The sequence below is a fragment of the Cryobacterium sp. 10I1 genome (genome assembly GCF_035019805.1).
Lineage (GTDB): Bacteria > Actinomycetota > Actinomycetes > Actinomycetales > Microbacteriaceae > Cryobacterium > Cryobacterium glucosi.
Window position 1 is genome coordinate 26,294 of sequence record NZ_JASJVF010000003.1, and the last position, 23,194, is coordinate 49,487.

15 protein-coding genes and 3 pseudogenes are annotated in these 23,194 nt (G+C 61.3%); 12 read left to right on the plus strand and 6 right to left on the minus strand.

Features of this window, described 5'->3' with window-relative positions; genetic code table 11:
* Window positions 1-109 precede the first annotated feature (109 nt).
* The 4 genes and pseudogenes from QN345_RS00975 to QN345_RS00990 form a co-directional block, all read right to left on the minus strand.
* On the minus strand, window positions 110-1,282 hold the full coding sequence (locus QN345_RS00975; protein WP_322140275.1) for an ABC transporter substrate-binding protein: 1,173 nt from the start codon (window positions 1,280-1,282) through the stop codon (window positions 110-112).
* Window positions 1,283-1,328: 46 nt separating this feature from the next.
* Window positions 1,329-1,925 (minus strand): hypothetical protein, encoded by a 597-nt coding sequence (locus QN345_RS00980; protein ID WP_322140276.1) that lies wholly within the window; start codon window positions 1,923-1,925, stop codon window positions 1,329-1,331.
* Between the two features lie 338 nt (window positions 1,926-2,263).
* Window positions 2,264-2,891: pseudogene (locus QN345_RS00985) on the minus strand (transposase); the annotation flags it as partial.
* A gap of 186 nt (window positions 2,892-3,077) precedes the next feature.
* Window positions 3,078-5,960, minus strand: coding sequence for a glycoside hydrolase family 3 protein (locus QN345_RS00990; RefSeq protein WP_322140277.1), 2,883 nt, complete (start codon window positions 5,958-5,960; stop codon window positions 3,078-3,080).
* Window positions 5,961-6,204: 244 nt separating this feature from the next.
* On the opposite strand from QN345_RS00990, the gene QN345_RS00995 reads away from it, so the two are divergent.
* From QN345_RS00995 to QN345_RS01010, 4 genes are all read left to right on the plus strand, one after another.
* A complete protein-coding gene (locus QN345_RS00995) occupies window positions 6,205-7,359 on the plus strand; it encodes an ROK family protein (protein ID WP_322140278.1) in 1,155 nt (384 codons plus the stop codon).
* Window positions 7,360-7,529: 170 nt separating this feature from the next.
* Entirely contained in the window at window positions 7,530-7,751 is a 222-nt protein-coding gene (locus QN345_RS01000) for a hypothetical protein (protein WP_323508359.1), read from the plus strand.
* A gap of 446 nt (window positions 7,752-8,197) precedes the next feature.
* On the plus strand, window positions 8,198-8,758 hold the full coding sequence (locus QN345_RS01005) for a cysteine hydrolase family protein (protein ID WP_323508360.1): 561 nt from the start codon (window positions 8,198-8,200) through the stop codon (window positions 8,756-8,758).
* Between the two features lie 622 nt (window positions 8,759-9,380).
* Window positions 9,381-9,575 carry a hypothetical protein gene (locus QN345_RS01010; RefSeq protein ID WP_322140281.1) on the plus strand — a complete coding sequence of 65 codons (195 nt, stop codon included), beginning with the start codon at window positions 9,381-9,383 and terminating at the stop codon, window positions 9,573-9,575.
* A gap of 1,193 nt (window positions 9,576-10,768) precedes the next feature.
* Here the strand turns inward: QN345_RS01010 and QN345_RS01015 are convergent.
* Entirely contained in the window at window positions 10,769-12,841 is a 2,073-nt protein-coding gene (locus tag QN345_RS01015; RefSeq protein WP_323508361.1) for a glucose PTS transporter subunit IIA, read from the minus strand.
* Window positions 12,842-13,294: 453 nt separating this feature from the next.
* On the opposite strand from QN345_RS01015, the pseudogene QN345_RS01020 reads away from it, so the two are divergent.
* From QN345_RS01020 to QN345_RS01045, 6 genes and pseudogenes are all read left to right on the plus strand, one after another.
* Window positions 13,295-14,434, plus strand: a pseudogene (locus QN345_RS01020) (IS3 family transposase); the annotation flags it as partial.
* Window positions 14,435-15,240: 806 nt separating this feature from the next.
* Window positions 15,241-15,711, plus strand: coding sequence for a MarR family winged helix-turn-helix transcriptional regulator (locus QN345_RS01025; protein ID WP_323508362.1), 471 nt, complete (start codon window positions 15,241-15,243; stop codon window positions 15,709-15,711).
* 105 nt (window positions 15,712-15,816) lie between these two features.
* Window positions 15,817-17,349, plus strand: a complete 1,533-nt coding sequence (locus QN345_RS01030) for a UbiD family decarboxylase (RefSeq protein ID WP_323508363.1) — start codon at window positions 15,817-15,819, stop codon at window positions 17,347-17,349.
* The gene (locus QN345_RS01035) at window positions 17,350-17,931 is read left to right on the plus strand and encodes a UbiX family flavin prenyltransferase (RefSeq protein ID WP_323508364.1); all 582 of its coding nucleotides are present in this window, start codon (window positions 17,350-17,352) and stop codon (window positions 17,929-17,931) included. It begins immediately after the preceding gene.
* On the plus strand, window positions 17,928-18,638 hold the full coding sequence (locus QN345_RS01040) for a DUF554 domain-containing protein (RefSeq protein WP_323508365.1): 711 nt from the start codon (window positions 17,928-17,930) through the stop codon (window positions 18,636-18,638). Before QN345_RS01035 ends, QN345_RS01040 begins: the two co-directional genes overlap by 4 nt.
* Window positions 18,639-18,641: 3 nt before the next feature.
* The gene (locus tag QN345_RS01045) at window positions 18,642-19,091 is read left to right on the plus strand and encodes a pyridoxamine 5'-phosphate oxidase family protein (protein ID WP_322140286.1); all 450 of its coding nucleotides are present in this window, start codon (window positions 18,642-18,644) and stop codon (window positions 19,089-19,091) included.
* 126 nt (window positions 19,092-19,217) lie between these two features.
* Here QN345_RS01045 and QN345_RS01050 read toward each other — a convergent pair.
* Window positions 19,218-20,460: pseudogene (locus QN345_RS01050) on the minus strand (IS256 family transposase).
* A gap of 697 nt (window positions 20,461-21,157) precedes the next feature.
* Here QN345_RS01050 and QN345_RS01055 point away from each other — a divergent pair.
* On the plus strand, window positions 21,158-22,132 hold the full coding sequence (locus tag QN345_RS01055) for a sigma-70 family RNA polymerase sigma factor (protein WP_323508366.1): 975 nt from the start codon (window positions 21,158-21,160) through the stop codon (window positions 22,130-22,132).
* 346 nt (window positions 22,133-22,478) lie between these two features.
* Window positions 22,479-23,194: hypothetical protein (locus tag QN345_RS01060; RefSeq protein WP_323508367.1), on the plus strand; the 716-nt coding region annotated here is incomplete at its 3' end.

Genomic DNA, 23,194 nt, shown 5'->3' on the forward strand with positions numbered 1-23,194 from the left:
TCTTTCTCTGCAATTCCTGGATGATTTCTGTGGTGTTTGGGTGTAGCCGTGAAGGGGGAAGCGGGGCCGGATCATGATCGTACGGTCTGACCCCGCAGCGTCCTGTTTGTCAGTCCCCTGCGCGAACTTTTAAGCCCTTCGCCTCCAAGTCAGCAATCGTCGCGGTCTGGGCGGCCTTCACAGCGTCCACGAAAGTCCCGTGGCCTTCAACGGCCGCTTGGAAGCCATCGTTTAGGTGCGTGTAGGTGTTGGCAGTTGTCGGTATCCAACCCCACGACGTATTGATGGACTCGTCAGACTTCTTGAAGACGTCTTTGTTTGCGTTCTGGCCACCGAGGAATTCCTCTGGTTTGTCGAGAGTAGATCCGGCAAGCGCGTTCTTCGCTGCGGGCCAGCCGTAGCCGCCAGCGAGAAGAAGGTTGATGCTCTGCGGGTCAGTATTGAGCCAGACCGCGAACTTCTCCGCAGCCTGCGCGTTCGACGTGCCCTTGAGCACTGCGGTGCTCGAGCCACCCCAGTTCGCGGAGGCGTAGGTGCTATCCCACTGCGGCAGTGGGGCGACCTTCCATTTCCCTGCAGTTGTCGGTGCGTTCCCCGAGAGGATGGACCCGCCCCATTGGGCAGACGGCCAGGCGACGATATTGCCGTTCTGGAGATCGCTGTACCACCCGTTGGCGAAATCAGGTTCGGTCTTAATGAGCCCGGCTTCGCGAAGTTTGTCCCAGTAGGAGGCAACTTTGAGTGTGGTGTCCGAGTCGATGTTCACGGTCCAAGTATCTCCATCGAGGCCAAACCACTTCGCGCCTGCCTGCCACGCGAGAGCCGTAAACCACGCTGAGTTACCAGGGGCGAAAGTATTGATATATTGAGCCGGGTTCGCGTCGTGAATGGTTTTGGCGGCCACGGCATATTCGTCCCACGTCGCCGGAGCCTTCAGCCCCAGGGCGGAGAAGATGTCCTCCCTGTAGTACAAGCCCATCGGTCCGGATGCTTGAGGCACCGCGTACACGGAGTCGCCGAATGTTGACTGCCCCAGCTGCCAGTCCACGAATTTGCTGCTCTCGACGCCCATCCCGAGTGGCTTGAGATCAACAAGACCATTTTCAAGAACGAAGCCGGGAAGTTCCTGGTATTCGATCTGAGCGAGATCGGGCGCCCCCTTGCCTGCCTTCAAAGCGGAGTACATCTTCGCGTACGTTCCGGAGCTTCCCGCAGGTGTTTGCTCCAACTTGACCTGAATATTCGGGTTTTCTTTGTTCCAAAGGTCCACGGCCTTGTCCACGCCGGGCACCCATGACCAAAACGTGAGGTTTGCCTTCTCTGAAGGATCAGAAGAGGACCCGGGTGGCGTGCTGGTACATGCGGTCGTAGCGAATACCGCCGCCACAGCTACCACTGCTGCAATCGTCCTGATGCGTTTCATTTTCTCTCCTCGTTGAGGTACTGGGCTTGGGACGCAACATTGTGATCAGCGCGGTCGGACGGGCACAGTTCTGCAAGGTTGTGGCCCCGGCACTCGCATGATATTTGCGCTTTAAAACAGGGTTTCGTGAGGTGCAGTAGCCGCCAAAATCGACTTCTTCGGGGCCAACGAGGCGGTTCTTGCGTTCAACCTGGCGCTCCGTGTCGGCAGCTCGCTCCCCATGGAAGGGCGACAGCCGACCATAGGAACTTTTCTTTGAACATATGGTGAGTCTAGGCACTTCAGTCCGCCGCCCGGAATGAGCGAAGCGCTGAAGAAACAAGACAAAACGCTGATCGATCATGGGCCATAAAAGTTGAATATCGCCCATGAACGACGCTGACACAGCCACCGATGCCCGACCTTGTGGGAACTCGGATTGCGGCGGGTGCCCCGCTTCCAAAACGTTGAACCAGTTTTTGTGATGATCCTGTGATCCGGCACTTCCGGTGATGAAGCCCACACGCGATCGAATAGGCAGCCAAAACGGATGGTCCGGGTCATCGATCGTGCTTGGCGAGTAGCGCTTGATGGTAGTGCCAGTCCGCACAGCTGGTATGTCCTGTCTCAGCTCTTTGTTTACAACCTGTCTCATGACGTTGTTGACACCATGTCTCAGAGCCTTGTTTACGGGATGTCTCAGGACCCTGCTTACAACTCCGGTCGTTGTGAATCGCGGCAGCTGGGCGCTTTCGATAATGGGCAGTGCCCAGATCCCTTACTCCCTCCGTCCGCCGTGATTCATAACGGGTCAAGTCCAAATGTTTGGTGTACCGAGTTTTCCGCGTGATTCTTGGATTTCTAGGCGCTGAGGGCGCTGAGTTCGGTTGTGGGTTCCTCCTCCTCGGTCGGGATTGGGGTGAGGCGTGAGCGGCTGAGGACGTCGAGGCCGAGGTAGCGACGGCTTTCGATCCATTCGTCGTGTTGTTCGGCCAGGACCGCTCCGACGAGCCAGATCAGGGAGCCGCGGTCGGGGAAGATGCCCACGACGTCGGTGCGGCGGCGGATCTCACGGTTGAGGCGTTCCTGTGGGGTGTTGGACCAGAGCTGACGCCAGCTCTCCTTCGGAAGCCCGGTGAACGCGAGCACGTCGGCCCGGGCTGTCTCGAGGTGAGTGGCGACCGCGGGCAGCTTCTCTTCGAGGGCGTTCAGGACCCGGTCGAACTGGGCGTGCACGGCGTCCTTGTCGGGCTGGTCATAGACGCAAGTGGAGCAGAGTCTTCACCCACGGCCAGCTGGACTTCGGGGTCGCGGACATCAGATTCGCGGCGTAGTGGGTTCGACAGCGCTGCCAGGTCGCGCCAGTCAAGGCCGCCCCGATCGCTGCCACGAGGCCGGCGTGAGCGTCGCTGGTGACGAGTTTAACCCCGGTGAGGCCACGCGCGGTCAGGTCGCGGAATAAGCCGAGCCAGCTGCTACCCGGGGACGACACCACACTTGCCCGCGGCAGAGTCGTGTTGAGCCGACGGTAGAGGCTTACAACCCCGAGGTATTGATCCGGCTGGGCGACCTTTGCGTGGGTCGCCCAGCCACAGAAACTACGCGGGGTTCAGTTAGACGTTGTCGAGCGCGAGCCTTTGTCCTCCCGCGGCCACAGCGTGGGAGCGAACACGGGTTACCGCACTTTCCGGGTAACCGATAAAACGAGTTCTTCGGATGAGGCGCCAAGGGAGATCATTCGGTCACCCGATCCAATCACCCACTTCTGACCGATAGTGTCCCAGGCGGATACCTGCTGCCGGTCGACGTGGAGGGTTGCCGTCTTCGACTGACCGGTGGCCAGTTGGATGTGATCGAACTGCACCAGCTTCTGTGCGGACTGTTGGAACCCGCCAGTCACGATGCCATTGGCGTCATAAGTCGGCACGGCAAGATCTGGGGAAGATCCGATGTACACCTGAGGTGAGTCTGCTCCGTCCTTCTCGCCCGTGTTCTTGACGGTGAACGTGACGTCAAGCCCGCCGTCCTTCGCGTTCTTCACGCGAAGCCCGGAGTACCGAAACGTCGTGTAGGAGAGCCCGAAACCGAACGGGTAAAGCGGCTCATAACCATTGACGTTCGCCGTCGGGTCGGTGTACCAGCGGTAGCCCACATCGACTCCGTCTGTCCATTTGATTGACGGTCTGGTCTCCGTTGCGGTCTGCGTTCCGGTGGTGCGCTCGAGGTTGCTGGAAAAGGGCGTGGAGTCGTCGTTCTTGGGGAACGTCATCGGGAGTTTGCCCGATGGGTTCACCAGCCCGTAGAGCAGGTTGGATGTTGCCTCGCCGCCCCGTTCGCCCGGATACCACATCTCGAGGACAGCATCGACGTTGTTGACCCAGGGCATTGCCACGGCGGTTCCGGAGTTGAGGACGACAACGGCTTTGTGGCCGGCCGCATGGGCTGCGGCACTCACTGTGTTGATGAGGTCCACCTGCGTCTTGTTGAGGTTCCGAAGGGCGGCCGACGTAGACGAGTTCGGTCCGGCACCCTGAGTGATCCCCGGGGTGGAGTCATCGACGAAAATGACAGTTTCATCGTTCGTCTTCGCCGCCGCGACTGCTTTGGCTGTGTTCTGTGCCAGGGGGGCCCAGGCGAAGCGGACCGTTGGTGCCGTGGCTGTTGTGAGAGTCGGTTTGTAGGTGAAACTGATCTTGTGCAGTCCGACCGATAGTTCCAGGCTCACGCCCAGGTTCTGCTTGCCGAGGTACTGGTTATTGGACGCACGCTCCCCGCCAGGGAATGCGTTCGGCAGGATGTTCCCTCCAGGGTTCACGATCGTCTGCGCAGCATCATCAACGCTGAGGCTGAGCGGCTCCGGCGGAGCGTTGCGGCTGGGCTCCTGCTGGATGCCGCCGTTGTACGCCGACTTGTTGCCCGTGTCAATCCCGTATGGCCGCTGGAGAAGCAGCCCGTAGGTGTCGGCTGTGGTGACGTTCAGGTAACCAGTCCAGGTGTACTGGCCGCCCTTGGCAAGGGTCGTCTGCTGGCCGTCAATGGTGCTATCAACGGTCGTGGAGCCATCGGCGCTCGCACGGGTGAGGCCGGGCAGGGCGTTCGCGTCCTTCGTCACTCTCAGGTTGGCGGTGGGGACGGTGTCCCCGATCCAGTCCACGCCCGGCGCGGAGGTGACGTTTGCCGAACCCACCTGCGCCGTGACGGCCTTGAACGGGGTGTATTGGACCTGGTCGCCAAAGCCGCGAGCTCGTTCGCCGCCAGGGCTTGCGGGTAGGAGCGTCGAGGTGGGCCCGACGACCGCGACGGTTTTGTTCGTCGACAGGGGAAGAGCATCCTTGTCATTCTTCAGGAGAACGCCGCTTTCCTCGGCCAGCGCCAGAGCGACATTATCGCCACTCTGCTTGTCAACGCTCGTGCCGTTGTAGGTCGATGTGACGTCGCCGTGCTGTGGTACCGCCGACTCGTGCGCAGTGGGAATCTTGCTGTTGTCAAGCAGGCCGAAGCGCTCGTACTCGTACAGCATGCGCGCGACCGCATTGGCCGTCGCAGCGGCATAAGGTGCACTAAACGATGATGACGTCAAGTCGATGAGTGGGACCAGCTTGGACGCCGAAAGGTTGCTGGAGGCGAACTCATTGTCCATCCCAGCTAGGACGTCCGACGTTGCCTTGCTAGCGGTGTAGTCGGACGTGATGAAACCCTTGAGTTGGAACTGATTCTTGACGATGTTGGTGAGGAGATTGGAGTTCGAGCAGGCGTACTGTGGCGCGCTTTGCTCGCCGACAATCTGGAAGATCGCGTAAGAGCACATCACCGAGCTGACGCCGCCCTGCTGGATTGCGGACTGCGCTGGTGCGAGGTAGATCTCGTGCGCCGCCTGCGATCCGATCAGCGACGGTGTGTCTCGATCTTGGCCGTTGTAGAACGACACGTGTTTGACCTGTGACATGAGACCGGTGCTCTGAATGCCGTTGATCTCAGCCGCGGAGAACTGGGAGGAGACGTACGCGTCTTCACCGTTCGTAGTCAAATTCCTGGACCAGGAAGGGTAGCGCGCCATATCGACCTGGGGACCGTAAACGAGATCTACGCCCAGAGCCCTCCCCTGTTTTCCGACTTCTTCACCGAGGACGTTGTACGCATTGCGGTCGAAGGAAGAGGCGAGTCCAAGTCGGGTGGGGAATGCTGTTCCGTCGGCGTATACGTTGATGCCCAAGGCGTCAGCATGCCGGATCGCGGGGACGCCAAGTCGGGGAACTCCGGCCAGGTAGCCTGCTTGGCCGTGGTTATCTGGATCGACGCCATGCTCGACTACGGCAACCTCTTCGCCCGGGGTCATCTGGGAAAGAAGATATGAGACAGTCTTCGTAAATGGGGCATCCGAGGCGGTGGCCGGTGAGACCCGGGGGGTGGTCGCCGGGGTTGGCTGCGCGGCGGCCGCCACAAGCGTCCCTGAGGCCATGCTCAACACCAGCGCAATGCCGACACCCCCTGCGCACATGGACAGCGCGGTCTTTGCGACCCTCCTGTCACGTCGCCCCTGATTGCTGATCTGATTCACGGTTGTCCTCTCTGACACCATTACAGGATTGATCCAGCTCTCCCGAGTCGTCTCCGACCCGGAAGCAAGCATCTTCGGCGTCTTTACTGCTGTGCGCAGAACAAGCACGGGTACCGAGGCTGGTGCAAGTGAACCGCGAATCTTCTCGTCAGTCAATGCCTAAAAGACTGCATTTCTGTCTTTTTTTTGGCCATTCATCGCAAGAAAGATTTTTTTGCACCATCACACTGCCTATGCTGGCAAGGTGACCGATGTACGAGCTGTCGCCCCGCGAGATAGGGCCCTTGAAGACCTGTACGACCGTATTCGGCTTGCCCCCGAGGGACTTTCTCGTTCAGAACTGGCCTCATCGACGTTGATGTCCCCAAGCGGTGTCACATTCCTGGTGCGTCGGCTTTTACGCGAAGGCCGTGTGGTGGAGGTCGACCCTCTCGCGAAGGGCAAGGGATCGGGGAGCGGTCGACCAGCTCTACGTCTGCTCCCGACTCCATTGTCGGGATGGGTAGCGGGTATCGATTTTGGCCACAAGCACATTTCCGTGGCACTGGCTGATGGATCTGGCGCGGAGATTGCGAGCGCGACGACGTTGCTGAACGTCGACTTGAACGCGCAGGAGGCAATGAATGCGGCCTGCGAGCTTCTCGACCGGTTATGTGAAAAATACGAAATCGGCGATCTTGTCACGATTGTTGCGGGTATCCCGGGCCCCGTGGACGCGCAACGCGGAGTGGTCCGATCGCCCACGATTTTGTCGGGCTGGGTCGGGCTTGATCCGGCTGCAGAGCTACAGCGGCGCTTGGGGCACAGCGTGCTGGTAGAAAATGATGCAGTCCTCGGCGCGATCGGAGAGCATCGGCGCGGTGTGGCATCCGGGCATGATGACGTTCTTTACGTGAAAATTTCCGACGGCATCGGAGCGGCACTCATTCTGGGAGGCCGAATCTACAAAGGCTCAGCAGGATTAGCTGGGGAAATAGGACATAATCGACTCGAAAACAACGCGGAGCTGTGTCGCTGCGGTAGCCGAGGGTGTCTTGAGGCAGTGGTTTCAGTCGACAGTGTCGTCGCGCAGCTAGCCCACAGCCATGAAGGCGTCACCATCGACCGAATCGACAGCCTCCCCTTCGCAGATGAAATCACGGACCGCATCTTCAGTGACGCCGGTCGCACCGTGGGTCAAGCCTTGTCCGCGCTGTGTAACCTGCTCAACCCCAGTCTCTTAGTGGTCGGCGGCACACTCGGAACGGCCAATCCTGCGCTTCTCACCGGCATCAGACTGGGTATCGATCAGTATGCGCAACCTGCAGCAGCTCAAGGAATGACCGTTGCAGCGGCAGAACACGGAAGCCGAGCCGAACTCGTTGGAGCGCTTTATCTCGCCGCCCGCGCAAATTTCTAACGACCGGAAGAGCTGACGCTGCACGTCGTGACCAACTGACTCGGACCGAAAGGCAGACGAACGTCGGCACGGACGATCGTCAAGAGCTCTCCCAGATCAGCCCGCTCGTCTGTCTCTGACGGGTAATCGAAAATCCCATGTAGGTCCGCGCACTTATGACGCTGGCCTCCATGATCATGGGCGCCCTCACTGGATTCTCTCGCACGGCCGCCTTGAGTGCCGAAGTCACCGTTAAGGATCACGAAGTACGTGATGCCGAACAAGGCCACCGACCATCCGATGTCGACTTCGATCGCGGTGACGAACTCGGTCGAAATTCGCAGGGCGCCCCGACCGCCCAAGCATTGCCGACAAGTGCGATGAGTACGGCGGCGATCACCGGGCCTGCGTGAGCGGAGATGCCGCTCCTCGCCGACAGTAACCCCTTTGCGCTCTGCCACTCGGCGACGGGAACAGCCTCCTGCACCAGTCCCGTGGATTCAGGCCGGAAGAAAGCACTCGCCGCACCGTTACCCGCCTACAGCAGGACCATCGCCCAAAGCGCCGAGGCATGCTGCGTCAGGATCAGCGCACGCACCCTGCCTGCGTACACAACTGCACCAAATCGCTGGTGGCCATGAGGCTCTTGCGCGGCAATCGGTCAGCCCAGGCACCGCCGAGCAGCACAAAAACGACCATCGGGACAGTCCGACCAGCGAGCACCAAGGTTACGTGCAGCTGAGTGCGCGAAACGGCAAGCCGACGTCGTCGCGTCGATCTGGTTCTCGTCGATCAGTTCCTGCCCGTGAAGATGAGAGTGATGTGGGAAGATGGCACAAAAAAACGAAGCGGAGCAAATGTGAGCACTGGAATTGTGGTCATTGACATTCAGAACGACTACTTCCCCGGGGGTGCATATCCCCTCACCGGGAGTGAGTCTGCCGCGGTCATCGCCCGGGGCGTCCTCGACACGGCCCGTGCCACCGGCACCCCCATCATCCACTTCCAGCACCTCGCCACCGAACCGGATGCGACGTTCTTCATCCCCGGGACCGCGGGCGCCGAGATCTACCCGCTCGTAGCGCCGGTAGCGACCGAACGCCACTTGACCAAGGGTTCCCCGAACGCCTTCATCGGCACCGGACTCGAACAGCTACTCCGGGACGAGGACATCGAACACCTCGTCATCATGGGCATGATGAGCAGCATGTGCATCGACGCGACCACCAGAGCCGCGCTCGACCTCGGCCTCGTTGTTACGGTCGTGCACGACGCCTGCGCCGCACCCGACTTCGAGTTCGAAGGCAACGAGGTGCCCGGGGCATCCGTCCAGGCCGCCTTCATGGCCGCGCTCCGGGATGCGGGGGCCGAGGTGCTCGCCGCCGCCGACCTCCACCTCGCTCCGCTCTCGGCTCACTAGCGGCATCCTGCCCGGCCGGGTCGACAACGCGACACTACTCCGAGGCAAGCCCACCACATGCGAGGCACAACCAGCAGGCGGATCCTGCGAGCGTATGTCTTGAACAACCTGGGCTATCCGCCGTACCGAACGCCTCGCCGACATCGAAGCCGTCGCCACGGTCGCGTCCAAAGACGACCGTTACGACAACGCGATGGGCCAAGCCTTCACTCCCCTCTTCAAGGCCGAACTAATCCGCAACCGCGACCACCCTGGTGCGGCATCAACGACCTCGAGTTCGCCATTGCCGTCGCCGAGCGCAGCGACTGATTCAACCACCGGCGCCTCCACGGCAAGATCGGCATAATCCCCATATTGAATCCAAATGAGCTTCCCTTTTCTCCAATCCGCCAAACCCACCGCGCCAGAGGCGCACGAAGAGCCCCAACCCGTGACACCCCAAACCGTTGAACTGAACGGGGGCCGGCCGTCCACGAGGCCACTTCGACCCAAACCGAAGAACGACCTCCGGCATTGGAACCCTCGAGCTCTGGCCGTTGTAGACGGGCACCCGAATCGGCTGTCCAGAAAACGACCAGACGGGCGCACTATCGTCGCGGGCAGATTGAAGAGAGGAAGCATCATGATCGCCGGCCGATTGCAGACCCGTACCTCTGAGGACATCGAGGTCCGCGCTTTGTCTGGTTGTCAGTGGAGGGTCATTGACCGCCGCATTGCCAGAAACAATGCTCTCTGCCTGGTTGGCTTCATCAACAAGAACCACGGCCACTATGAGGTCATGGAATTCCTTGACCCGGTTGAACGCACTGAGTATTAACGCTTTAGGGGGCCACCATCGCTACTGTGAAACTCTGCTCGTGGGATTGGCATTGACGAGACGGTCAGCGGGTCCGAGACCGTTGAGTAGTTGGCTGCGATTGCTTGGTTCGTGAACGAGGCCCCAATCGCCTCATTGTTTTTCGCTCGAGGCCGCACAGAGAACCGCGGAGCCTGTACGCGATATTTTCCGCGGCGATATCGGATTTGCTCTGACCGATCGCAGCCATATCGCGGTCGTCTCACCGTCGACCACTTTCGTGCGCGTGCGCTTACGCGTGCGCGTGCGGGAGCGGTCGGAGTCGATTCGCCTCGTATGATCGAATAATGCTCATTATTATCTGTCCGAACTGCAACAGCAGCGTGGTGCATGGGCCCTACTCACCGGAGTTGGCGGACGGAAAGCGCACCTGGGTGGATCAATGTTCGAGCGATGACTGCGACTGGGAGCTCGAGGGCATAGACCTAACCTAGGCCGACGTCCAAGTCCCGCAATCAGCCGACCTCGTTATTCATCGGAGTGCGGGACAGAGGATCAATACGCTTCGAGTTCAGTCGGGAATGGAATGCTGAAAAGCAGGGGTATTCCCAATGAGAGTTTCTCACTGAACGTTAAACGCATGGGAACGTCGCCGAGAACGGTGAAGTTTCTCGACACTGTGGATGTTACTGCTTTTGATTATGCAGCAAGGAGCTTGGTAGCGATAACCTGCCCCGTCGTGGCCAGACGCCGTTCAGTGACATCGAGCTCGCGATGAGGCCGGGCAATCTCGCCCTTCCCGGGCGTGAACCGGCCGATGTTCTTCCCAACTTTTTTACCTTGCAGCACTCTACTTCACGGAGCTTTCGTCACTCATTAATCTGCGAGAAGTAGATGCCCTGCTCTCGCATAGACGCGCCGCACCGTTACAGGTCATCGAGCACTCATAAGCGGCGAGATGGTCGGGCTTCTGCTTCGGCGTGAACGACCTTGGCGCTACCGGGCCACACGCGCGGAGAGCGGGGACTGCTGTTCACATACATCGGACTATCGTTGCGCGCAACGATCAATGAAGGACTGCACATGAGCAGACAGGCGAACTTGAGGGGCCGGCTGCGGGACTGCGGCCTACCCGGGACACGAAGAAACGACTCAGGTTGGGCAGAGATTCTCTGCCCAACCTGAGCCGTGACGTGCCGCTGCCGTGTAGAGACTTACTTGACGGCAACCTTAATGAGTGGGCTTCCGACCTCAACATGGCCAGACGCTGCCTGGTCAATCGAACCGAACTTTTTGGCGTTGGTAACGAGTACCGGGGTCACCAGCGAGTAGCCGGCAGCTTCGATGACTGCGCGGTCGAAGGTCACCAGCGGGGTGCCGGCTTCGACCCTGTCGCCAGCGGCGACCTTGACGTCGAATCCCTTGCCTGCGAGGTTCACGGTGTCGATGCCCACGTGGATGAGCAGTTCGACGCCGCTGTCCAGCAGCAGCCCGAAGGCGTGGCCGGTCGGCTGCGCGACCATGACCTTGCCCGCAGCAGGTGCATATACGGTGTCCCCGGTCGGATCCACTCCGACGCCGGGCCCGACGATTCCCTTACTGAACACAGGATCCGGAACCTCGTCGAGCGGAACGACGATACCGGCAACGGGCGAACCTATCGTGGCCAGGAGGGTGGCCAGTGCGGTCGCCGAGCCCGTTCTGGCACCAGTTGCGGCACCGGTTCCGGAGACTACCGCGGTAGCGACGACCGGTGCTGCGATGTGCGAACCGGCTGTGGCCTTTTTGCCCTCCGCAGCTTCGTCGGCGTCGACCTGGGCGGCGACTTCCGCCTTCTGCTCCGGCGTCTGGTAGCCGGAGAGGATCACGAGGATCATCGCGGTGAAGAAGGCTGCAGCGATGGCGATCGTGTACAGCGGGATGTTGTTGAAGGCGGGGATGGTCAACAGCGAGGTGAAGACGAAAGCGCTGGTCTTGACGCCGCCGCCGAGCCCGATGATGACGCCACCGACGAGGCAACCGATGAGCATGCGCGGGTAGATGCGCTTGAAGCGGAGATGGATTCCGTAGAGAGACGGCTCGGAGATGCCGCCGAGGAGACCGGCAGCGAGAGCGCCTGTCGCGGTCTGCTTCATCAAGCGGTCCTTCTCGCGAATGGCGAGGAAGAGCACACCGGCGGTCGCACCGAAGCACGCGAAGTTCCAGGCGCCCATCGGGCCCTGGATGAAGTCAAATCCGAGGGACTGGATGTTGAGCAGCATGATCGCGTTCAGCGGCCAGTGCAGGCCGAGCGGAACCATGAACGGGTAGGCCAGCGGGATGACAACCGCGAAGATGAACGGCGAGAAATCGTTGATCGACTTGAGGAAGTTACCGAGACCGGCTCCGCCGTACACACCGATCGGGCCGATCAGGAAGGCGGTCAGCGGGATCATGATGAGCATGCTGATGAACGGCACGAAGATCAGCTGGACGCTGGACGGGATGATCTTCTTCAAGAGCACGGTCAGGGCGGCGAGCACTCCGGCCATCAGCAGGGGCGGGAACACCTGCGAGCTGTAGTCGAATACCGTCAACGGCAGTCCGAAGATCTGCACGACGGATGCGTGGCCGCCGAAAACGGACGCCGCACCATCGGTCTTGCCCAGGGCCGTGAAGCCGGGGAGCATGACGACGGCCATGATTCCGAAGCCGACCCAGGGGTCGGCGCCCATCCGCTTGGAGGCGTTGTATGCCACCATCAGCGGCAGGAAGACGAAGACGCCCTGCCACATCAGGTTCACGAACTGCCAGGACGGATCAAGGGTGACGCCGGGCGCGTTCCAGGCCGGGATGACACCGAGGGTCGCCATCAAGGCCATGAATGTAATGAACAGCGACGCGCCCAGCAGCGCACCGAGGATCGGCCGGAACGAGTCCGACAGAACCTCGAAGAACGTGTCGAGCCCGGCGAACTTACCGCGCGGACCCTTCGCCTTCCCCGCGGCCTTCATGTCAGCGATGGAGTCGCCCTCGCTGGATCCGCCGGAGCTGATCCGCTTCATTTCGGGGAGGGCCATAATTTCGTTGTAGACGGTCTCAACCGCTCCACCAATGACGACCTGGTATCGGTCGCCGGTTTGGGGAACGGCGCCCAGAACCACCGGGATGGCCTCGACGGCCGCCTGGTCGATTCCGGATGCGTCCTTGAGCTGGAAGCGAAGCCGGGTGGCGCAATGGGTGAGACCCACGACGTTTCCGGCACCTCCAATACTTTGAACAATGTCTGCAGCAGGTTTTGACGCCACCTTGATCTCCTTACGATATGGATGCGGAACGTGCCGAGTTCCACTTGCCTGCAGCTCAACGTGAACTCCGTAGTCCGGCCGAGAAGATCGTGTCAACTCCACACATCATTAGCAATGATAACGGCTTTGCACTCAACTGCACCGAACTCAGTTACCTGCCTAGGACGGACTTGACGCGCAAGAAAACGCCGACGCCCCCGACGTGGTCTACATCCTGAGCTCCCCCCGAACCAACGCCTCTTCGCGGCGTGTTTTTAACGCGATGGGACGTGGATTACCCGTCGCAGCGTGCCGCAACCGTCGTCGCCATCGCCGTCGACGTCGATGGGCAAAATTTGTTCCCAAAGCATTCCCCATGGGCCGTCATAGCGCAACGACTGCACGCTGGGGACTGCCCCCGGTTTGGTTGACTCCTGACCTGTGGAGATTCGTCTTCGCTGGAATGATGTCATCATGCCCAAGCCCTATCCACCCGAGTTCCGCCGCGATGTTGTCGCGGTAGCCCGGAAGCACGAAGCCCCGCTGAATCAGATCGCGAAGGACTTCGGGATCTCGGAGTCCTGCCTGGCGAACTGCCTCAAGAAAGCCGACGTCGAAGAAGGCGTCAAGCCCGGCGTGACCGAGAAGGAATCCGCGGAAATGCGCGATGCCAGGAAGCGCATCCGGCTGCTCGAGCAGAAAGCTGAGGTCATGCGGCGGGCCGTGGCCTATCTCTCCCGGGACGTCAACCCAAAATGATCTACCCGCTGGTCCGTGAACTGGCCGTCGACGGTGTCCCCGTAACGGTGACCTGCCGGGTGTTGCGCTTCTCCAAACAAGCGTTCTACCAGTGGAAGCGCAACCCTATCTCCCAGCGCGATTGGGACACCAACGCCGCCTGGGATATCCACCGGGACGACCCTGCGTTCGGCTACCGGTTCATCGCCGACGAGCTCCACCAGGCGGGCCTCAGCGCCGGCGAGAACCGGGTCTGGCGGCTGTGCTCGCAGCAGCGGCTCTGGTCCGTGTTCGCGAAGAAACGCGGCCTCACCCGTAAGGCCGGCCCGCCCGTCCACGACGATCTCGTCGAGCGGAAATTCACCGCGACACGCCCGAACCAGCTTTGGCTGACCGACATCACCGAACACCGCACCGACGAGGGCAAGCTCTACCTCTGCGCGATCAAAAACGTCTACTCGAACAAGATCGTCGGCTACTCCATCGACTCCAGGGTGAAGGCGTCCCTGGCCGTCGCGGCCGCCCGGAACGCGATCGGCCAGCGCACCATCGACGGCACGATCCTGCACTCGGACCGAGGCTCCCAGTTCCGCTCCAACGCGTTCCTGCGGGTGCTGAAGAACAACGGCATCACCGGATCGATGGGCCGCGTCGGCGCCTGCGGCGACAACGCCGCGATGGAGTCCTTTTTCGCCCTGCTGCAGAAGAACGTTCTTGACCGGCAGCGGTGGTCAACCCGGGAAGAACTGCGCCTGGCGATGGTGCTCTGGATCGAGCGGACCTACCACCGCAAACGCCGGCAACGCCGCGTCGGCAACGCCGCGTCGGCAACGCCGCGTCGGCAAGCTCACCCCGATCGAGTTTGAGACAATATACGTGGCCTCAAGGCCGCCTGAAACCACTAACTCTTTGAGTCAACTGAACTCGGGGCAGTCCCCTGCACCGTTCGAGGAGCATGTCGTTTTTGCCAAGGCCGTCGGTCCCAGACGACCCCACGGCTGACCAACGAGGGGCTTCTTTCCAACTCATCGCGACTTGACGTAGCGAGGGTTGAACGCCCCCCCTACAGGGGTACGCAGGGGTACGTCAACCCTCTTGAGAGTTCTCTTTTCAGCATGTGTACTGAACCTCCCATTGTGATTTGGAGGCGTTCATGCCCGAACATGTCCTAGCTTCACGTCAGCACGACAGCGTTAGCTTAGTCGCCGTTTCCGCGACGACCTGGCAAGTACGAGGTCAGCGAGACGGGGATGAGCCAGCCTCCGATATCCTCGGCTACATTCAACACGTCGGAGATACCTTCGAGGCAACGAGTCTCATCAGGCCTCTAGAATGCCGTGCCATGTCCACCCTGGCCCGAGCGGTGGAGAGTATCGCCGGGGCGGCAACGAAATGAGCACCGAAACCCAAGCCCCGCGGCCGCACCTCTATTCCTCCACGTTCCGCCCGGGGCGCGTGCCTGGTCGCCGCTGGCTCCAGTAGAAACAACTACCGCGACGAGTAGGTTTTTACAGCAAAGACGTGGGAGTGCCCTCGTCGGGAGTGCGTTTCTGCCGCGACGACGCCAGGAACTGCTGGTGTCGCGGCGCTCACAGCGGAGTCGGGCTGGGTGGTAGCCTAACTGCATGGCTTCGCCTGAGACACAATTTGGTGCAGACGAAGACGCTCATTCCTCTCGCGCCGTGCACGAACTCGCCGCTCAGTGGGAACGGCGGGGCCATGATTCCCAGCAGGTCGAGCTCATCGCCCTAGTGAGAAGCACCGCCGTACACCTTCGTTCCGGTGCGGATGTTGTGTTGGCCGCCCATGGCTTGTCACGGGAGATTTTCGATATCCTCGCGGCGCTTTATCGCGCCGATGGTGACACGTTTGTTACGCAGGCACAGCTTGCTGGCCAGATGTTCGTGACGCAGGCGGGAATGAAGAAGCGCCTCGGGCGTCTGCATGAGATGGGGTTGGTCACGCGCAGCGTGGATCCGAAGGACGCCCGCCAGTACCAGCTTGCGCTGACTGACGATGGGCGCGCCGTGCTGGACGGGGTGCTCGACGAGTTTTTCGCTGCCGAGGCAGCGAGCTTGGGTGGACTGGCAGAAGCTGACCAGCGCCAGCTCATCCGGTTGCTGCAGCGTCTGCTCGCTCACAAGCCGGGCTGAATCCATGAGCCGGGTGGCTTACACCGGGGGTGAAATACTTAACTAGTTAAGGATTACGCTGGTGTCTGGGCCTAGTAGGGCTCGTGAATCCGTAGGAGGATCCTCATGGCGCTTATCAACAGCGCGGAACCGACGATAGCCCAGGCGCCGCAGGGACAGGTTAACGACCTCAGGTCGGCCCTCGCCCTCATCGCCGATGATCCGAAGAACTTCATCCAGACCGATCATCCGGTCGACCCGAACGCCGAACTGGCGGGCGTGTACAAGCACGTCGGCGCTGGTGGAACGGTGATGCGGCCCACTCGTCGTGGCCCCGCGATGCAGTTCAACAAGATCACCGGCTTCGATGACGTGCGTGTTGTGGTGGGTGTGCTGGCCGATCGAAGCCGCGTCGCGACCCTGCTCGGCGCCACCCCGAAGACAGTGAATCAGGTTGTGGCCGCCGCTTTCAACGCGGCGCTCGCACCCGTCGTTGTGGGCAAGAACAATGCACCTGTGCAGGAGAAGATCTACCTCGCCTCCGACCCCGGCTTCGACATTCGTACGCTGCTGCCGGCCCCGACGAACACGCCGGAAGACGCCGCACCGTACTTCTGTATGGGATTGCTGCTGGGCACCGACCCCGAAAATGGCCACTCCGACGTCACTATTCACCGTATCGCAGTGCAGGGCAAGGACGAGCTGTCGATCTTCTTCGCGCCGGGCCGCCACATCGACGCGTTCCGGCTCAAGGCCGAGGCCAAGGGCGAGGCTCTTCCGATAACCATCAACATGGGTCTCGACCCCGCCGTCTACATCGGAGCCTGTTTCGAGGCGCCGACCACACCGTTCGGTTACGACGAGTTGCAGGTCGCTGGCGGGCTGCGCCACTCGCCCGTCGAGCTGGTCAAGGCCATTACCGTGAACCAGCACTCCATCGCGCGCGCTGAGATCGTCATCGAGGGCGAGCTATTGCCGAACGTGCGTATGCGCGAGGACCTGCACTCGGACACTGGGCACGCCATGCCCGAGTTTCCCGGCTACAACGGCCCGGCCAACACCGCGCTGCCGATCTTCAAGGTCACGGCGGTGACCACCCGGATGCACCCGATCCTTGAGACTCTCGTCGGCCCGGGCGAGGAGCATACCTCGCTGGCCGGAATCCCGACCGAGGCCTCGATCCTTCGCGCGTTGGACGCGGCCCTGCCGGGCTTCGTCTCGCAGGTCTACGCACATACCGCCGGCGGCGGCAAGTTGCTCGCGGTTGTGCAGGTGAACAAGTCCAAGGCGTTCGATGACGGCCGTGCCCGCCAGGCCGCTCTGGTGGCCCTGGCCACCTACAGCGAGCTGAAGAACGTCATCCTCGTGGACGAAGACGTTGACCCGTTCGACTCCGACGACGTGCTGTGGGCGATGACCACCCGGATGCAGGGCGACCTCGACCTCATCGTGGTTCCCGGTGTGATGGGGCACGTGCTTGACCCTAGCCAGCAGCCGGACTACGACCCGCGCCTTCCCGTGAAGGGCGTGACCGCAAAGACGATCTTTGACGCGACCGCACCGTTCCACATGAAGGATGTTTTCGCCCGCGCCCAGTTCAAGGAAGTCGACCCCCGGCCATGGGCTCCGAGCCTTCACTTCCCCGAGTACGAGGACTAGGTGGCGCGCAAGCGCCTGATTGTCGGCATCACCGGTGCCAGCGGAATCGCCTATGGCGTTCGGATGCTTGACGTGTTGCGCGGACAGGACGTCGAAACCCATCTCGTGATATCACCTTCCGGGCAGATCACCCGGGAGTACGAAACGGTGCTATCCAAACACGAGTTGGAGGGCCTTGCCGATTTTGTGCACAAGCCCTCCGACATCGCAGCGTCGATCTCCTCGGGTTCTTTCGTCACTGACGGCATGGTCATAGCGCCCTGCTCGATGCGCACTCTGGCCGAGATAGCCACGGGCGTCAGCGCATCGCTGGTCTCGCGGGCGGCCGACGTCATCCTCAAGGAACGTCGCCGCCTGGTGCTACTCGCGCGGGAAACCCCATTGTCACTGGTGCACCTGCGCAACATGACGGCTGTGACCGAGGCCGGCGGGATCATCTTCCCGCCGGTCCCCGCCTTTTACATCAGACCGACGTCGTCGATCGACATCGTTGACCAGACCGTAGGTCGGGTTCTCGACCTGTTTGGCATCCACATCGATACCTTCCCCCGCTGGGGAGCCGAATCAAAGAAGGTCCAATGATAGGCGCCATTATCAACTCCGTAGCCGTGCTGGTCGGCGGCTTTGGAGGTGCGGCCCTCGGCGGTCGTATGCCCACACGACTGAAAGTCGGCCTGCCTGCAATCTTCGGTGTCGCTTCGATGGCCATGGGCGTGGTGATGATCGTCAAGGTCAATACCATCGGCGTGATGGTTATCTCGGTTCTCCTCGGCTGCGTGGTAGGGGAGCTGGCCTACGTCGAGAAGGGCATCGGCGTGGCCGCATCGGCGCTAAACCGCTTCATCGGACGGGTTGTGCCGATACCCGGCAACATCACCCATGAAGAATTCCTCGAGAAGTACGTGGCCATCGTGGTGCTCTTCTGTGCGAGCGGAACCGGAATCTTTGGCGCTCTGCACGAAAGCATGACCGGCGACCCGTCGATTCTGATCGCCAAGGCCGCGCTCGACCTTCTGACTTCTGCAATCTTTGCCACCACCTTGGGCTACGCGGTCGGAGTGGTCGCGGTGCCACAGATCGTCATCATGGTTCTGATTGAGCTCGGCGCCGTGTTCATTGAGCCCCTGATGAGCGGTGGCGCAGAGGCCAACTTCTCCGCCGTGGGTGGAGTTCTGATGCTCGCAACCGGTTTCCGAATCTGCGGCCTGAAGAACTTTCCGATCGCGAATATGCTGCCGGCGCTGATCTTCGTTATTCCGGTGACCACGCTCTGGTCTTTGGTCTTCTAAACCATGGCCGCCAGAACCACATCGCCCGCGTTCACCGCGGCGATCGACCGGTATATCGCCAGCCACCACGTGGTGTCGCTCGCCGCCAGCGCCGAAAATTCGGTGTGGGCGGCGAATGTGTTCTACTCGTTTGACCTGCCCGGGCGGAGGCTGCTGTTTGTCACGAGCCCGAACACGGCCCATGGGCGCCTGATGCTGGCCAATCCCACCGTCGCCGCGACCATTTCCACCCAAGAAAAAGACGTCACGAAGCTTCAGGGCATTCAACTGCGCGGAACGTCGACTCTGCTTGCTGGCGCGGAGGCCGACCGGGGGCGAAAACTGTTCGCCGCGATATCCCCGGTGCCTATTATTGTGAACGTCGCGCTGTGGGCACTGGCACCGACCTACTTAAAAATGGTCGACAACTCAAGGGGATTCAGTCACAAAGAAGAGTGGCCCCAGCTCGACTAGAGGGTCGCGCCGCCGCGCGTGGCCGGTTGCGTCCAATAGCGTGGTGTAACCCCGGCCCTGATGGGCGTGTTGCAGGTCAAGTCCAAATGTGTGGTGTAACGAGTTTTCCGCGTGATTCTTGGATTTTTAGGCGCTGAGGGCGCTGAGTTCGGTTGTTTGCTCCTCCTTCTCGGTCGGGATGGGGGTGAGGCGTGAGCGGCTGAGGACGTCGAGGCCGAGGTAGCGGCGGCTTTCGATCCATTCGTCGTGTTGTTCGGCCAGGACCGCGCCGACGAGCCGGATCAGGGAGCCACGGTCGGGGAAGATGCCCACGACGTCGGTGCGGCGGCGGATCTCTCGGTTGAGGCGTTCCTGTGGGTTGTTGGACCAGAGCTGACGCCAGATCTCCTTCGGGAACCCGGTGAACGCGAGCACGTCGGCCCGGGCTGTCTCGAGGTGAGTGGCGACCGCGGGGAGCTTCTCTTCGAGGGCGTTCAGGACTCGGTCGAACTGGGCGTGCACGGCGTCCTTGTCGGGCTGGTCGTAGACGCAAGTGGAGCAGGGTCTTCACCCACGGCCAGCTGGACTTCGGGGTCGCGGACATCAGATTCGCGGCGTAGTGGGTGCGGCAGCGCTGCCAGGTCGCACCGGGCAGGGTGGCCCCGATCGCGGCCACGAGGCCGGCATGGGCGTCGCTGGTGACGAGTTTCACACCGGTGAGGCCGCGGGCGGTCAGGTCGCGGAAGAAGCCGAGCCAGCCGGCGCCGTCTTCGGCGCTGGTGACCTGCAAGCCCAGGATCTCGCGGTGCCCGTCCTTGTTTACGCCCGTCGCGAGGAGCGCGTGGATGTTGGCGACACGGCCGCCCTCGCGGACCTTCAGCACCAGGGCATCGGCGGCGACGAACGTGTAGGGGCCGGCGTCGAGGGGGCGGGTGCGGAACTGCTCGACCTGCTCGTCGAGGTCCTTGGCCATGATCGACACCTGCGACTTGGAGAGGCGGGTGATACCGAGGGACTCGACTAGTTTCTCCATCCGCCTGGTCGACACCCCGAGGAGGTAGCAGGTCGCCACGACGCTGGTCAGGGCGGCCTCGGCCCGGCGGCGGCGCTCGAGGAGCCAGTCCGGGAAGTAGGTGCCGGTGCGCAACTTCGGGATCGCGACATCGAGGGTGCCGGTGCGGGTGTCGAAATCACGGTGTCGGTAGCCGTTGCGGGAGTTGGTCCGGTCGGCGGAGATCTGGCCGTATTCGGCGCCGCAGACGGCTTCGGCCTCGGCGCTCATCAGCGCGTTGATGAACGTGGTCAGCATCTGCCGCATCAGGTCCGGCGAGGCTTGCTCAAGTTGTTCGGACAGGAAACGGGCAGGGTCAATAAAATGAGGTGCGGTCATCGCGTGTACTCCTTCGGAAAAGACTTGATCGGTCTTTCCAAGAATCACGCGGTGACCGCCTCGTGAGTGCAGGCTCTCTCCATCAGTAGCTTTCTTCTGCGTGCGAATTTCGCGAACGCCCCAGTATCAAACAACTGACGCTGAACATAATCACGACCCTGCATGCATCAAGGTCTCAACACTCCATCCGAAACCGTGCGTCGGCACGCTTTCATCGCCCAAATGTCAGCAAGTTCGTAGGACCTGCACCGTTCGAGGAGCATGTCGTTTTTGCCAAGGCCGTCGGTCCCAGACGACCCCACGGCTGACCAACGAGGGGCTTCTTTCCAACTCATCGCGACTTGACGCAGCGACGGCTGAACACCCCCCTACAGGGGTGCGCAGGGGTACGTCAACCCTCTTGAGAGTTCTCTTTTCAGCATGTGTACTGAACCTCCCATTGTGATTTGGAGGCGTTCATGCCCGAACATGTCCTAGCTTCACGTCAGCACGACAGCGTTAGCTTAGTCGCCGTTTCCGCGACGACCTGGCAAGTACGAGGTCAGCGAGACGGGGATGAGCCAGCCTCCGATATCCTCGGCTACATTCAACACGTCGGGAATACCTTCGAGGCAACGAATCTCATCAGGCCTCTAGAATGCCGTGCCATGTCCACCCTGGCCCGAGCGGTGGAGAGTATCGCCGGGGCGGCAACGAAATGAGCGCCGAAACCCAAGCCCCGACGACCACCTCCCCAGTCTCGCTTGTTCGCCCGGCGGTCGCCGGGCGCTATACGCGCGAGGCCACAGATGCTTTCGGTGATTACCTGCGCCGCATCGGCAAAGGCCCGCTCCTGCGCGCCGAGGACGAAGTCAACCTCGCCCGGCGCATCGAAGTCGGACTCTTCGCCGCAGAGAAACTCTCGCACGGGGTCGACGACCCCGAAATCTCCCGGGAACTCTCCTGGCTCGCCCACGACGGCGGCCGGGCGAAGAACCACTTCATCGAAGCCAACCTCCGCCTCGTCGTCAGCATCGCCAAACACTACTCCGGCCGCGGGGTGCCGATCATGGACCTCGTCCAGGACGGCAACATCGGCCTCGTCCGCGCGGTAGAAAAGTACGACTTCACGACCGGCTACAAGTTCTCCACCTACGCCACCTGGTGGATCCGCCAAGCAATCCACCGCGGCATAGCCGACAAGTCCCGCATGATCCGCATCCCCGTGCACACCGCGGAAAAGCTCAACAAAATCAAGCTAATCCGCCGCGACCTAATGATTTCCCTAGATCGGGAACCAACCATCCAGGAACTAGCAGCTGCCACCCTTCTCACGGCCCAGGACGTGTCCCGGTTACTCAGCTACGACCGCGAACCCATCTCTCTGGACATGCCGATCGGTGATGGTGTCGGGGACATCTCCGAACTCATCCAAGACGGCGACCTGCCCGAACCCGAGGAATACGCGACCCTGACCCTGCGCCGGGCCGATATCTCCTTCCACCTTCACCGACTGCCGTCCCGGGAACAGGCCATCTTGACCGCCCGGTTCGGACTCGACGGCGACGAGCCGCACACCCTCGAACAGGTCGCAGCCGTCCAGGGCGTCACCCGGGAACGCGTCAGACAAATCGAAAAACGCGCCCTCGCACTCCTGCGCGTACCCCGACTCGAACAATACCTCTACGACTAAACCCGATAAGGAAGACAACCCCCGGTCGGTTTCGGTCACGGTGAGGAACTTCGCACCTTCATGCGCGCGTCTGCTGGCCCCGGCAGAATGGGCAGGCCACCAGGATTCCATACAGCGACGGCTAACCCACGACTGAGCGGCGGCCGATCCCCCCGACAAGTCCAGAGGTGTGAGCTGCTGCGGTAGAACCTTCTACGCGTGAAGTGGGCCAAGTAAAAAACTGAGACAACGGTGCTCGTCTGGCGAAATTGGCGGAATTCAACATTTTTCGAGCGGCCCCATTTTCGGGTTGACTACGAGGCTGCTGAGTGTGAATATCACGATCCGACCCGAAAGGCGTACAACCATGAAAGTACTCGCATACATTTTGTCGGTGCTCGTGGCAACCGGCCTCATTATCGGCGGCACCTTCCTGATCCTCGTCCAAGCGCCAACAGATTCAAGCGGCCTGCTGCTACTGGCGATCGGCGCGCTCTGTGTCTTCATCTACGGCCCACTCATCCTGGGTTCAATCACGTCCTATTGGGATGTGAAGAAAACGGGCGAGAGTCGACGGTATTTCAGATGGTGGTTCGGGATAGTGCTCGGGCTCGAGGCACTCGGAGCGGTCGCGATCATTCTCTATGCGTTCCTCACCCACGCGCCTGCTTGGCTGCCGATCGTCTTCATCGGGGCCGGGGTCGCGCTCACCGCGGTTGCATTGCTCGTGGGACGAACGCTCCTCCGACACGAAGAAGCACGTCCCCAAGTCGAACGACCCTGGGCTCCGATCAGCCGAAGGGAGATCGTGCGCAAGATCGCCATCGTTGCCATCACCTTTGTAGCCACACTCGTGCTCGCTCTCGTGCTGTTCACCGTTCTCGCTCGTGGGAGCACTTCCGCCATCTCGGAAATCGGCGTGCAGCTGACCTTCGCGGCAGAATCTGCGTTCTTCGCCGCGGCCCTTGCCTGCATACTCGTGACCCTGCCACTGAATCGTCGCCTTCGCGAAAGCGTCAGCCGGGACCTCGGAAGATTAAGGAAGATGGGCAAGGTAGTGCTACGCGGCAAGCAACTAGAGCT